Source organism: Pseudomonas pharyngis, assembly GCF_021602345.1.
Taxonomy (GTDB): domain Bacteria; phylum Pseudomonadota; class Gammaproteobacteria; order Pseudomonadales; family Pseudomonadaceae; genus Aquipseudomonas; species Aquipseudomonas pharyngis.
The window spans coordinates 1-11,932 of the sequence record NZ_BQID01000005.1; the positions used below are offsets into that span (position 1 = coordinate 1).

At 62.3% G+C, this 11,932-nt stretch carries 12 protein-coding genes and 2 pseudogenes; 5 read left to right on the forward strand and 9 right to left on the reverse strand.

The window, feature by feature from the left end:
- Together L6D74_RS30110 and L6D74_RS11910 are read left to right on the forward strand one after the other, a co-directional pair.
- A pseudogene (locus L6D74_RS30110) lies at positions 1 to 127 on the forward strand (condensation domain-containing protein); the annotation flags it as partial.
- Positions 102 to 383: pseudogene (locus tag L6D74_RS11910) on the forward strand (hypothetical protein); the annotation flags it as partial. The pseudogenes L6D74_RS30110 and L6D74_RS11910, both read left to right, overlap by 26 nt.
- A 127-nt stretch (positions 384 to 510) precedes the next feature.
- Here L6D74_RS11910 and L6D74_RS11915 read toward each other — a convergent pair.
- Complete coding sequence (locus L6D74_RS11915) at positions 511 to 1,410, reverse strand: LysR family transcriptional regulator (RefSeq protein ID WP_179695662.1); 900 nt, start codon at positions 1,408 to 1,410, stop codon at positions 511 to 513.
- Positions 1,411 to 1,571: 161 nt separating this feature from the next.
- Between L6D74_RS11915 and L6D74_RS11920 the strand changes: the two genes are divergently transcribed.
- Together L6D74_RS11920 and L6D74_RS11925 are read left to right on the forward strand one after the other, a co-directional pair.
- Complete coding sequence (locus tag L6D74_RS11920) at positions 1,572 to 2,588, forward strand: alpha/beta hydrolase (RefSeq protein WP_236189258.1); 1,017 nt, start codon at positions 1,572 to 1,574, stop codon at positions 2,586 to 2,588.
- 63 nt (positions 2,589 to 2,651) lie between these two features.
- Positions 2,652 to 4,079 carry a mechanosensitive ion channel family protein gene (locus L6D74_RS11925; protein WP_236189259.1) on the forward strand — a complete coding sequence of 476 codons (1,428 nt, stop codon included), beginning with the start codon at positions 2,652 to 2,654 and terminating at the stop codon, positions 4,077 to 4,079.
- A gap of 59 nt (positions 4,080 to 4,138) precedes the next feature.
- Here the strand turns inward: L6D74_RS11925 and ycaC are convergent, their stop codons facing one another.
- The 7 genes from ycaC to L6D74_RS11960 form a co-directional block, all read right to left on the reverse strand.
- Positions 4,139 to 4,765 (reverse strand): isochorismate family cysteine hydrolase YcaC, encoded by a 627-nt coding sequence (gene ycaC / locus L6D74_RS11930; protein WP_039771508.1) that lies wholly within the window; start codon positions 4,763 to 4,765, stop codon positions 4,139 to 4,141.
- A gap of 70 nt (positions 4,766 to 4,835) precedes the next feature.
- Positions 4,836 to 6,674 (reverse strand): amidohydrolase, encoded by a 1,839-nt coding sequence (locus L6D74_RS11935; RefSeq protein ID WP_236189260.1) that lies wholly within the window; start codon positions 6,672 to 6,674, stop codon positions 4,836 to 4,838.
- A gap of 45 nt (positions 6,675 to 6,719) precedes the next feature.
- Positions 6,720 to 7,346, reverse strand: coding sequence for an antibiotic biosynthesis monooxygenase (locus tag L6D74_RS11940; protein ID WP_039771510.1), 627 nt, complete (start codon positions 7,344 to 7,346; stop codon positions 6,720 to 6,722).
- Entirely contained in the window at positions 7,339 to 7,755 is a 417-nt protein-coding gene (locus tag L6D74_RS11945) for a DoxX family protein (protein ID WP_236189261.1), read from the reverse strand. The genes L6D74_RS11940 and L6D74_RS11945 overlap by 8 nt, the downstream gene beginning before the upstream one ends.
- Positions 7,756 to 7,987: 232 nt before the next feature.
- Positions 7,988 to 8,365: a DUF6124 family protein gene (locus L6D74_RS11950; RefSeq protein WP_236189262.1), complete on the reverse strand. Its 378-nt coding sequence runs from the start codon at positions 8,363 to 8,365 to the stop codon at positions 7,988 to 7,990.
- A gap of 349 nt (positions 8,366 to 8,714) precedes the next feature.
- The gene (locus L6D74_RS11955) at positions 8,715 to 9,638 is read right to left on the reverse strand and encodes a LysR family transcriptional regulator (RefSeq protein ID WP_011333412.1); all 924 of its coding nucleotides are present in this window, start codon (positions 9,636 to 9,638) and stop codon (positions 8,715 to 8,717) included.
- 45 nt (positions 9,639 to 9,683) lie between these two features.
- On the reverse strand, positions 9,684 to 10,667 hold the full coding sequence (locus L6D74_RS11960) for an MBL fold metallo-hydrolase (RefSeq protein ID WP_236189264.1): 984 nt from the start codon (positions 10,665 to 10,667) through the stop codon (positions 9,684 to 9,686).
- Positions 10,668 to 10,915: 248 nt separating this feature from the next.
- Between L6D74_RS11960 and L6D74_RS11965 the strand changes: the two genes are divergently transcribed.
- Positions 10,916 to 11,317 carry a helix-turn-helix domain-containing protein gene (locus L6D74_RS11965; RefSeq protein WP_064595111.1) on the forward strand — a complete coding sequence of 134 codons (402 nt, stop codon included), beginning with the start codon at positions 10,916 to 10,918 and terminating at the stop codon, positions 11,315 to 11,317.
- Between the two features lie 7 nt (positions 11,318 to 11,324).
- Here L6D74_RS11965 and L6D74_RS11970 read toward each other — a convergent pair whose 3' ends face one another.
- A complete protein-coding gene (locus tag L6D74_RS11970; RefSeq protein ID WP_039771521.1) occupies positions 11,325 to 11,894 on the reverse strand; it encodes a flavodoxin family protein in 570 nt (189 codons plus the stop codon).
- Between the last annotated feature and the right edge of the window lie 38 nt (positions 11,895 to 11,932).

Below are 11,932 nucleotides of genomic sequence, written 5' to 3' on the forward strand. Positions count from 1 at the left end.
TGCCCGGGCGCCGTTCGATCTGGCCAGCGGGCCGCTGCTGCGGGCGTCGTTGCTGCGCGTGGCCGACGATGAATACCTGTGGCTTTACAGCGTGCATCACATCATCGCCGACGGCTGGTCGATGGGCCACGCATTCTGAACCCGGCGACGACCATGGTGTGCATCGGTCCGGAGAGATTGGTGATGACCATGGCGTGCATCGCGCTGGCGAAATCGGTGATGACCACGGCGTGCACCGCGCTGGCGAAATCGGTGACGACCATGGCGTACATCGTGCCGGTGAAATCGGTGATGACCATGGCCTGCATGCAGCCGGCCAACCGGGCGATGATCGCGGTGTGCATGTCGGCGGCGAGCCTGGCGATGACAAGCGCGCCAACTGATTCAGCCTGAAATACGTTCCCCCCTGTGGGAGCTAGCCTGCTAGCGATTGCGATATTCCAGTCACCTTCTTCATTGACTGCCCCACCGCAATCGCTAGCAGGCTAGCTCCCACAATTTTTTCATCGGCTACAAAATCGCATGTGCCTTATCCAGCCGCTCGCGCAAAAACTCGATCAACGCCTGCACCGGCCGCGACGCCTGGCGATGCTGCGGGTACACCGCCGACAGCGTCAGCGGTTCCGGCCGAAATTCATCCAGCACCGGCACCAGCCGCCCATCCTTCAGCGCCGCCCCAACGATGAACGTCGGCAGATAGGTAATCCCCATCCCCGCCACCGCCGCATCGCGCAGCAACTCACCGTTGTTGACGCGCATCCGCCCGGTGACATTCACCAGCAGCGGTTTGCCCTGCCCCGCGTTGAACCGCCACTGCACCGAACGCCCGTGGCCGTAAGGCAGACAGTCGTGGCCCAGCAGATCTTCCGGTTTGACCGGCGTACCGCGTTCGGCCAGATACGCAGGACTGGCGCAGTACACCCGCTCGATTGACGCGATGCGTCGGGCGATCAGGGTCGAGTCTTCCAGCACGCCGATACGCAGCGCCAGGTCGTAACCCTCACCGAGCAGATCCACCGGCCGATCACTCAGATCCACCTCAACCGTGACCTCGCGATAACGCTGCAGAAACGGCGGCAGCAGACAGCCCAGATGGGCCAGCGCAAACGACAGCGGCGCACTCACGCGAATCGCCCCCCGCGGCTCGGCGGTCTGTCCGGCGATGCCCTGCTCCACCGATTCGACTTCGCCGAGCAAGCGCAGCGCCGATTCGTAATAGCTCTGGCCCAGCGGCGTCACGTCCAGGCGCCGGGTCGAGCGGTTGAGCAATCGCACGCCGAGGCGCTCCTCCAGTTGCATCAACCGACGGCTGACGAACTGCTTGGACAGGCCCAACTGATCGGCCGCCGCCGTGAAGCTGCCGGAGTCCATGACCTGGCAAAAAATACGCATGTCTTCGAACGGGTTCATTGTCACTCTCTGGTGGACAGTTAAACGCTTTATAGCCGCTTTTTCACTTCCCGGCACCTCATTAATCTGTGCTCACGGTGTTGCTGAGGCCTGGAGCCCAGCGCCACAGCAGCCCATCCCAAGGCATACAAAAACTCAAACGACTTAAAAAGGATTTGCACATGAACATCAAGAAAACCCTCGCCGCTTCCCTCCTCGCCCTGTCCATCGGCAACGCCTTCGCCGCCGAAAGCACTGGCGTCGAACACAACACTCAGGCCTTCCTCGACGCCCTCGCCGCCGGCGGTGGCAAACCACTTGAACAACTGAGCCCGAAAGACGCCCGTGCGGTGCTGACCGGCGCCCAGGCTTCGGTGAAGGTTGACCTGTCCGGTGTTGAAGTCAGCGACAAGGCGATCAAGGTCGACGGCCAGACGATCAACCTGAAAGTGGTGCGTCCGGCCAAGACCAAGGGCGAGCTGCCGGTGTTCATGTTCTTCCACGGTGGCGGCTGGGTGCTGGGCGACTTCCCGACGCACCAACGCCTGATTCGTGATCTGGTGGTGGGTTCTGGCGCGGTCGCGGTGTATGTCGACTACACGCCGTCGCCGGAAGCGCAGTACCCGACTGCGATCAATCAGGCTTACGCGGCAACCAAATGGGTGGCCGAGCACGGCAAGCAAATCGGTGTCGACGGCAAGCGTCTGGCGGTGGCCGGCAACAGCGTCGGCGGCAACATGGCGGCGGTCGTGGCGTTGATGGCCAAGGAACAGAAAACCCCGGCGCTGCGCTTCCAGTTGCTGATGTGGCCGGTGACCAACGCCGGGTTCGATAACGGCTCGTACCAGCAATTCGCCGAGGGCCACTTCCTGACCAAGGGCATGATGCAATGGTTCTGGGACAACTACACCACCAACCCGGCCGAGCGTGCACAGATCCATGCCTCGCCGCTCAACGCCAGCACCGAACAGCTCAAGGGCCTGCCCGCCGCGCTGGTGCAGACCGCCGAGTTCGACGTGCTGCGTGACGAAGGCGAAGGCTACGCCCGCCACCTCGACGCGGCCGGTGTAGCGGTGACCTCGGTGCGTTACAACGGGATGATTCATGACTTCGGTCTGCTCAACCCGCTGAACGGGATTCCTGAAGTCAAAGCCGCCGTGCGCCAGGCAGCGGCAGAACTCAAGACCCATCTGAACTGAGTGCAACCCCTCGCCACACCTTCGGGTGTGGCGTTTTCTTTTGTGCCCGCCGGAGTTCGACTCATGAGCCTTTTTTCTGCCCATCTGCTGTCCTGGAGCGCCCTGCTGCTGGCGCTCGACGCCTTGCTCTGGCATCTGGCGCCGTTCAAACACCGTGCCCCGCGGGTCGGTGTGCGGCTGGTGCTGTTTCTGGCATTCAGCGCGCTGGCCATCAACGCCGGCGTCAGCCCGTTGCAGGCACCATTGTTTGCCGATGACCCGGTGGCGCAACTCGGGGCGACAGCGCTGGGGATTCTCTGGTGGCTGTACGCCGCGCGGGTGCTGACCGAAGTCATCGGCCTGATCCTGATGCGTCGCATCGGCCACAGCGGCCGGCTGTTGCAGGACGTGATCGGTGCGCTGGTGTTTCTGGCGGCCATCGTCGCGGCGGCCGGTTATGTGCTGGATCTGCCGGTCAAAGGCCTGCTTGCGACCTCCGGCGTGGTGGCGATCGTCATCGGTCTGGCGCTGCAAAGCACCTTGGCCGATGTGTTTTCCGGCATCGTGCTCAACACCACCAAGCCGTATCAGGTGGATGATCTGGTGGTCATCGACGGCGTCGAGGGCAAGGTGCTCGACATCAACTGGCGCGCCACGCACCTGCTGTCCAGCAGCGGCACTCTGGCCGTGGTGCCGAACTCGGTGGCGGCCAAGGCCAAGATCGTCAACCTCAGCCGGCCGAACAACCTGCACGGCGTGTCGATCAGCATCAAGGTGCCGAACCACATCCGCCCGCGCCGGGTGCTCGACGCCCTCGACCGCACCCTGCAAGGCAGCAGCAGCCTGTTGCTGACACCTGCGCCGAAAGCCGTACTGAAAGAAGCCGGCGAAGAAATGTCGGAATACGTGGCCAGCGGTTTCATCGCCGAACTGGGCAAGAAAAGCGACGTGCGCAATCAATTGTTCGACCTCGCCCACCGCCACCTCGAAGCCGCCGGCATTTCGCGGCACCCGGACGGCGTGATCGAACCTTCGACCCGCGCCCGCGCGTTGCTCGATGAAGTGAAAATCTTCCGCTCGCTGAGCCATGAGGAACGCGATCGCCTCGCCGAGTCGATGGTCGCGCAGCAGTACAGCGCCGGGCAGGTGGTGCTCAATCTGGAGGAAGTCCCGGACAGCCTGTTCGTGATCGCCACCGGCGTGGTCAGCGCCAGCGTGCCGGACGGCAACGGCTTCACCGAGGCCGGGCGCATGGGGCCGAGCGAGGTCATGGGTGAGCAGAGCATTCTGGCTGACACACCTTCGCAGGCGACGTTCACCGCGCTGACGTCTTCGATCATTTATCGCCTCGACAAGAACCTGACTCGCCAGTGCATGGAGCAGCGCAGCGAAGTGGGTCAGGCGTTGAACAAGTTGCAGGCGGTACGGCAGCAGAACAGTCGGTTGGCGTTGATGGCCAAGCCTGTGCCGGTTCGCAAGGGTGGTTTTCTGGGGTGGTTGCAGAAGCGCTGAGCCCTTTGCTACAGACGAAAAAATGCCCGCTCTTCAGCGGGCATCTCTCTTTCTACCAATTACTGGGCAGTGAACTTGGTATAGCTGTTGATCAGGTTGCGGTAGTTAGGCAGACGCTGCGACAGCAGATTCGCCAGGCCTTCCATGTCATTGCGCCAGTCGACTTGCAGCTCACAAGCCACAGCGAACCAGTTCAGCAGGTGTGCACCGGCAGCCGACATGCGCGCCCACGCCGCTTGTTGCACGGTGGTGTTGAAGGTGCCGGAAGCGTCGGTGACCACGAACACTTCGAAGCCTTCAGCGATAGCCGACAACGTCGGGAACGCCACGCACACGTCAGTCACCACACCGGCGATGATCAGTTGCTTGCGGCCGGTAGCCTTGATGGCCTTGACGAAATCTTCGTTGTCCCAGGCGTTGATCTGGCCAGGGCGGGCAATGAACGGCGCGTCCGGGAATTGCTCTTTCAGCTCAGGCACGATCGGGCCGTTCGGGCCGGAATCGAAGCTGGTGGTGAGGATGGTTGGCAGGTTGAAGAACTTGGCGATGTCGCCCAGTGCCAGCACGTTGTTCTTGAACTCGTTCGGCGAGAAATCCTGTACCAGCGAGATCAGACCGGTCTGGTGGTCGACCAACAGCACAACGGCATCGTCTTTGTTCAGGCGGCTGTAAGGAACGTTGCTCATGTGAAACTCCTCGATGGATGGTTATTGCGGGGAGCGCCGCTCACATAGAGCGACGCTTTTTTCAATAGGATCAGAACGCGAAGCAGGAGCAGCCGAACGCGCCCCAGAAACCGGCGAAATCGCTGACCGGCGCATTCGACATCCGCGCTTTTTCGTGGCTGTGGGTATGCACTGCGCACGGTCCGCTGCACTGGTGCACCTGGGCCTGCAATGGCGAATTCGGGCGCCAGTGGCCCGGGACTTTCACCACCGGCGACCAGTCCGGCAGCACCGGCAGTGAACGCGGGCCGAGGTCTTCAAAGTCGCCGGCGGCGTACACAATCTTGCCGCCAACCACGGTCAGCACCGACTCGATCCACTTGATCGCTTCTTCCTCGACGCTGAAGAAATCCGCACTCAGCGCTGCCAGGTCCGCCAGTTGCCCGACCTTGATCTGGCCTTTCTTGCCCTGCTCGGACGAGAACCAGGCGCTGCCATGGGTGAACAGTTCCAGCGCGGTGCTGCGTGGCAGACCCTCTTCGTACAGCGCCAGACCGCCAACGGTGCGACCGCTGACCATCCAGTACAGCGAAGTCCACGGGTTGTAGCTCGACACCCGGGTGGCATCGGTGCCCGCGCCGACCGGTACGCCTTCGGCGAGCATGCGCTTGATCGGTGGGGTGGCTTCGGCGGCTTGTTTGCCGTAACGGTCAACGAAGTATTCGCCCTGGAACGCCATGCGATCCTGAATCGCGATGCCACCGCCCAGTGCCTTCACCCGCTCGATGTTCTGCGGGGTGATGGTTTCGGCGTGGTCGAAGAACCACGGCAGACCGTTGAACGGAATGTCGCGGTTGACCTTCTCGAACACGTCGAGCATGCGGCTGATCGATTCGTTGTAAGTGGCGTGCAGACGGAACGGCCAGCGCTGTTCGACCAGGTGGCGCACCACCGGCTCCAGTTCCTGTTCCATGGTTTGCGGCAGGTCCGGGCGCGGTTCGAGGAAGTCTTCGAAGTCGGCTGCCGAGAACACCAGCATTTCCCCGGCGCCGTTGTGACGCAGGAAGTCATCACCCTGATGCAACTTGACGCTGCCGGTCCAGTTCTGGAAGTCGGTCAGCTCTTCTTTCGGCTTCTGGGTGAACAGGTTGTAGGCGATGCGCACGGTCAGCTGGTCGTCTTTGGCCAGTTGTTCGATCACCTGATAATCGTCCGGGTAGTTCTGGAAACCGCCGCCGGCATCAATGGCGCTGGTCAGGCCGAGGCGATTGAGTTCGCGCATGAATTGGCGGGTCGAGTTGACCTGATATTCCAGCGGCAGCTTCGGCCCCTTGGCCAGCGTCGAGTACAGAATCATCGCGTTCGGCCGCGCCACCAGCATGCCGGTCGGGTTGCCGTTGGCATCGCGCACGATCTCGCCGCCCGGCGGGTTCGGCGTGTCGCGGGTGTAACCGGCGACGCGCAACGCAGCGCGGTTGAGCAACGCACGGTCGTACAGGTGCAGAATGAACACCGGGGTGTCCGGCGCCGCCTGGTTGATTTCTTCGAGGGTCGGCATGCGTTTTTCGGCGAACTGGAATTCGTTCCAGCCACCGACCACGCGCACCCATTGCGGGGTCGGCGTGCGGTCGGCCTGATCCTTGAGCATGCGCAGCGCATCGGCCAGCGACGGCACGCCTTCCCAACGCAGTTCGAGGTTGTAGTTCAGACCGCCACGGATCAAGTGCAAGTGCGAGTCATTGAGGCCGGGAATCACGCAGCGGCCCTTGAGGTCGACCACTTGAGTGCCGGCGCCCTTGAGGGCCATCGCCTCGGCATCGTTACCGACGGCGACGAAACGACCGTCCTTGATCGCCACGGCACTGGCGAGGGGTTTTTCGCGGTCTACCGTATGAAATTGGCCATTGAACAGAATCAGATCGGCGTTCATCGCAGTTCCTTCGAGATAAGTGAAACGGAGCCCGGACCCAGCGCTTCAGCGCGGCGGGTTGGCATTGGATTCGAGGTGTTTGTGTGACTGACCGGCTTCCAGCCACGGCGCGAACAGACGGGTCACGGGCGGCATGAACACGTAGACCACCGACACCACGATGGTCAGGGTGATCAGGAACGTGGCGACCACGTAGTTGGACAGGAAGGCATTGAGTTGCAGCAGCGGCCCCCAGATCAGCGGCACCAGCAAGGTGTGCGGCAGGATCACCAGCAGCGTCACTACAGCCTGCTTCCAGCGCGGTGGCGGTGAGCCGGCCTCGGCCAGCGGCGTGAACCAGAATTCGTTGGCCGCATTGACTTCGGTCTGGTCGCCGTCGGCGAGCATCGGTGCAGCTTCGTCGATCAGTTTCTGACGCTGCGGTGAGTCGAGCCAGCGCTGCATCGCCTCGGTCGAGCAATAACGCAGCACGCAGGTGAACAGTGCGAGCCCGCCCTGCTGGCTGCGCATCACGTCCACGCCCAAGTGCCCTTCTTCGCGCCCCGCCACGCTGACGATGTTGCGCAGCCAGGCTTCGTAAGGCTGCTCAAAACCGGCCTTGACCCGGTGCTTGACGATCAGCGTCACGGTTTCTTCGGGTCCCGGTTTTTTCAGGGTCTGGGCATCAGGCATAACGGAGTACTCCGGGCAAACGAACATTGAGCGCCAGCCGTCCGGGCCCGGCGATCAGAACAGTGGTGAAGAGGATCAACAGCAACCAGCCGAACTGCCCTTCGGCCACACTCCATTGCGGATGCACAAGCAGCAGCGCCACCAGCAGCACAAAGAGAATAGGCAAGCACGCCAGACGCGCCAGCACCCCGGCGACGATCAGCAGCGGACAGAGGACTTCGGCGAAGATCGCCAGAATCAAAGTGAGGTGGGCACCGAGGTGGAACGGGTCTTCGATCAGTTGCAGCTGCGCGGTGAAGTCCAGCAGCTTGGGCAAGCCGTGGACGAACAGCAGAAACAGTCCGCCGGCGACCCGCAGGAACAGCAGGCCGAGATCTTGCGCCTGGTCATTGCGTTTTACAGCGTTCATGGCCCCACCCTTGATCAATCATTGCAGGCCATGGTGCAACGATTGACCGGGGGGAAATTGGATGGGTGTGCTCTCTTTGCTCTTGAACGATCGTGCCCGCGTAAATCCTTCCCACGCTCTGCGTGGGAATGCAGCCCGGGACGCTCCGCGTCCCAAAGAGCGGACGCAGAGCGTCCATAGAGGCATTCCCACGCGGACGGTTCGACGTGGGAACGATCAGGTGAGCAGGCGATCAGGCTGCAGCGGACGCCTCAGTCTTCAATTCCAGATTATCCAGCACTCGATTCACCGCCAGTTCCCCCAGCATGATCAACTGCGCAATCCCCAACAGTACATGCCGCTGCGGGCCGTCCACCAGCCCGGCGAAGTCATTGGCCATGACCTTGGCCGAGGTCAGGGTTTCGCAGGCGTCGGCCAGCAGTTCTTCACTGTCGATACCGGGCGCGATGAGGTAGCGGGTGTTGGGTTTGAGCAGCGGTTTGCGGGGGAGCAGCGGATTGAGGTAGTGATCGAGGGCGCGTTCGGCGGCTTCGTGGAATTTCTTGGAATCGAGTGTTTCGTAGGGCGAGGTGGGGTCGGTTTCAGGCGGGTTTGGCGTGGGTTTGATCATGGATAAAGCCTCTAGAGTAGTGGAGGCGCCACGCTTCGCTGCTAAACGAAAGAGGTGGCGGCCGTACGCGGGTTAGCAGACCAGGACTCTAGAACCCGGCGCACCGAAGTGCCCCACGCAAAGCCGCCATAACGTGGACGGTCAGGCGTGAGCCTGATCACGAACGAACGGCATTGTGCGTCTAGAGTAGATCCGGGCTGCTAAACCCGATCGCTGTTTTTCAGCGACCGGCAAACAATAGAACCCGCCCCAGAGGCGCACAAGCCGGCGGATTCTGGCGTACACGTAGGCAAAGGCGCAAGGCGTTGTAGCTTACCGGAAGTAACGCTAAACACCTTTCAACACCGCGCTAAACCGCCGGAATATCCAGCGTCACCGACATGAACTGACTGATCCGCGAACGCAGCCATTTCTCCGCCGGATCGTTGTCATGCACCCCGCTCCACGCCATCGACAGTTGCGCCGCATCAATCGGAAACGGCGGATCTTCAGCCCGCAACGCACAGCCTTCGACCAATGCACACGCCGCGTAATCCGGCACGGTGGCGATCATCTCGGTGCCGGCCAGCAGCGCGCGCAAGCCGCTGAACTGCGGCACACCGAGCACCACCCGGCGGCTGCGACCGACCTTGGCCAGGTCCATGTCGATGTTGCCGCTCAGGTCTCCGGAGAACGACACCATCGCATGAGGCCGCTCGCAGTATTCGTCGAGAGTCAACGGGCCCGGGCGGTTGTCACCGCGCAAGACCTTGCAGGGAATGTCGCGCAGTTTCTTGCGCTTGGCGTTGGCCGGCAGATCGGTGGTGTAGCTCACGCCGACAGAAATTTCTCCCGATGCCAGCAATCCCGGCATCAGCAGGTAATTGGCGCGACGAACCACCACGACAATCCCCGGCGCTTCTTCCTGCAACTGGCGCAGCAGCGGCGGGAACAGACCGAATTCGGCATCGTCCGACAAGCCGATGCGAAACACGTCACAACTGGTCGCCGGATCGAATTCCTTGGCCCGGCTGACCGCACCGGAAATCACATCCATCGCCGGTTGCAGTTCCTGGAGAATCGCCAGCGCCCGCGCCGTCGGCTCCATGCCCCGGCCATTGCGCAGCAACAGCGGATCATCGAACAGATCGCGCAGACGCCCCAGCGCGGCGCTCACCGCAGGCTGCCCCATGAACAGTTTTTCGGCGACGCGGGTCAGGTTCTTTTCGAACATCAGCGCTTCGAAAATCACCAGCAGGTTCATGTCGACGCGACGCAGATCGTTACGGTTCATGGGGCACGTTTTCCTTGTTTGAGCCTGACGTGGGAGCTGCGCACTTTACTCGATCAGCGGCACTTTGGCCGCGCGTTTGTAGGGGCCGTATTCAACCGGTACCCACTGGAAGTGCTTGTCGACTGCCGTGATGTGGCCGATGCCCGGGAACGGCAAGTGCGCAGCCGTGACCCAGGTCTTGCTGGCCGCCGCTGCACTGAACACGGCGTTACGACTCTTGATCGCTTGCTGACCGTTGACGTCGAAGCGGATCGACACGTCAGGATGATCGAACTGCACCGCCAGGTTGTGCACCAGGTCGCCCATGAACACGATGCTCTGGTTCTGTGAGGTGAAACGGTAGGTGGTACTGCCCGGCGTGTGCCCGGCTTCCAGTGTCGCTTCGACCACACCCGGCAAAGGCGACTGGCCCTCTGCGAACGTCTTGAAGCGCCCGGCCGCCACGTAAGGCGCAGTGGAGTCCTGGGCGATCTTGAAGAACTCCCGGGCACCGGCCGGCGCCTTGGCCTCGGCCTGCGGATCGAGCCAGTAATCGGCTTCGGCCTTGGCGGCGTAAACCGTGGCATTGGCAAAGATCGGCCGCTGCTGGCCGTCAACCAGCCCACAGACGTGATCCAGGTGCAGGTGCGTCAGCAGAATCGCGTCGACCTGCTCAGGTTTGTAACCCGCTGCTTGCATGTTCGCCGAGAGCTGGCCGGCAGTGGCGCCGATGCACTGGCCCGCGCCGGTATCCACCAGAATCAGTTGTTTGCCGGTATTGACCAGGAACGCATTGAACGCAGTCTGCACGCCCGGCGTTTCAATCGAGCGACGGGCCAGCAGCGCGCGAATCTGGCTCTGACTCATGCCCTGCAACAGCTTCGGCGACAAATCGTTGTAGCCGTCGAACAGCGCCGTCACCTCGTAATCGCCCAGCGCCAGCCGGAAATAACCCGGCGCCTGCGTGCCGACCTGCGGTGCCTGCGCCATGGCGCTGGACATCACACCGACCACCGCCATGCCGATTACGCCGTTGAACAAACCTTTCATATGCATCCTCTCGCCCGAGCCCGATTCTGCGGCCCCTTATGGCCCGCCCCCAATCTTCGCCATCCTGCCCGGTTCCCGTCATGGCGACTTGCAACGGTGTGCTGAGTTGCAGCCGACAGCGGAATTAACAACGTTTAACTCGTCAGCACTCGCCCTTCACCAAACAATGAATCCCTCTGCGCAGCGTTGTTTTTTTGACCTGAGGGAAAGCGCTGACCGTGCGTTCCCCCCCGACACGGACCTAGGCCATGGCTCACTTACAGCAAACCGTCGCCCGCGCCCCTGCCAGCGAACCCCGCAAGACCAGCACCGGCGGCCTCAGCCCGCAGCGCGAGCGGCTGGTGAAACAACTGATCCTCGAACGCCTCGGCGACAGCCTTGAAGTCACCGAGCTGGCCAGCGCCTGCTCACTGTCACGCAGTCATTTTTCCCGGGCGTTCAAGTGCAGCACCGGGTACTCGCCGCAAGACTGGATCCGTACCCAGCGCATTGCCCGTGCCAAGCTGTTGATCCAGCAGACCAACCACAGCCTCACGCAGATCAGCCTGGAATGCGGCTTCTGCGATCAGGCGCACTTCTGCCATATCTTCACCCGCAGCGAAGGGATCAATCCGTTTGCGTGGCGTTGTCAGGTCATGAAAAACCGCTGAGGCGGTTTCATCCGCGAGCCATCCGCTGCGCCAGTCGCGCCACCCGCTCGCCCAGGTGCGCGGCGGTTTGTTGATCTTCCAGCGGGGGGGCCTGCTCGGGCGGTTGTTCGACACAGGATTGGGACATGGCGCCGAGGGAGCTGCCGAGGCGATTCAATTGGCCGTCGAACACACCTTCGCACGCACGCGCCGGCAACAGATCGAGCCCGACCCAGATCATCGAATGCTGGGCCGCAAACACTGCCATTTGCAGCAGGGTATTGAGCTTGTCGCCGCACAGGCTGCCGGAATTGGTGAAGCCCGCTGCGAGTTTGTCGCGCCACGGCCGGGCGAGGTAGAACGAGGCCGTGGCCTCCATGAATTGCTTGAACGCCGCCGACGCGCTGCCCATGTAGGTCGGCGCGCCGAAAATGATGGCGTCGGCGCGGTGCAGGTCATCCCAGTGGGCTTCCACGTCTTCGACCGCCAGCAACAGGCAGGTGCTGCCCAAATGGCGTTCCACACCTTGGGCCACTGCCTGCGCAATGACGCGGGTGTGCCCGTAGCCACTGTGATAGACCACCACTACCTTGCTCATCGCAGCGTCCTCCGGACGTATGCATTCCATTGCCCCGG

What these genes read in the sequence shown, in the direction of transcription:
- L6D74_RS11935 (WP_236189260.1), bottom strand. Translation starts at nt 6,674, where the DNA reads ATGAACGCCGATCTGATTCTGTTCAATGGCCAATTTCATACGGTAGAC.
- L6D74_RS11955 (WP_011333412.1), bottom strand. Translation starts at nt 9,638, where the DNA reads ATGAACCGTAACGATCTGCGTCGCGTCGACATGAACCTGCTGGTGATT.
- L6D74_RS11925 (WP_236189259.1), top strand. Translation starts at nt 2,652, where the DNA reads ATGAGCCTTTTTTCTGCCCATCTGCTGTCCTGGAGCGCCCTGCTGCTG.
- L6D74_RS11915 (WP_179695662.1), bottom strand. Translation starts at nt 1,410, where the DNA reads ATGAACCCGTTCGAAGACATGCGTATTTTTTGCCAGGTCATGGACTCC.
- L6D74_RS11970 (WP_039771521.1), bottom strand. Translation starts at nt 11,894, where the DNA reads ATGAGCAAGGTAGTGGTGGTCTATCACAGTGGCTACGGGCACACCCGC.
- L6D74_RS11950 (WP_236189262.1), bottom strand. Translation starts at nt 8,365, where the DNA reads ATGATCAAACCCACGCCAAACCCGCCTGAAACCGACCCCACCTCGCCC.
- ycaC (WP_039771508.1), bottom strand. Translation starts at nt 4,765, where the DNA reads ATGAGCAACGTTCCTTACAGCCGCCTGAACAAAGACGATGCCGTTGTG.
- L6D74_RS11965 (WP_064595111.1), top strand. Translation starts at nt 10,916, where the DNA reads ATGGCTCACTTACAGCAAACCGTCGCCCGCGCCCCTGCCAGCGAACCC.
- L6D74_RS11960 (WP_236189264.1), bottom strand. Translation starts at nt 10,667, where the DNA reads ATGAAAGGTTTGTTCAACGGCGTAATCGGCATGGCGGTGGTCGGTGTG.
- L6D74_RS11940 (WP_039771510.1), bottom strand. Translation starts at nt 7,346, where the DNA reads ATGCCTGATGCCCAGACCCTGAAAAAACCGGGACCCGAAGAAACCGTG.
- L6D74_RS11945 (WP_236189261.1), bottom strand. Translation starts at nt 7,755, where the DNA reads ATGAACGCTGTAAAACGCAATGACCAGGCGCAAGATCTCGGCCTGCTG.
- L6D74_RS11920 (WP_236189258.1), top strand. Translation starts at nt 1,572, where the DNA reads ATGAACATCAAGAAAACCCTCGCCGCTTCCCTCCTCGCCCTGTCCATC.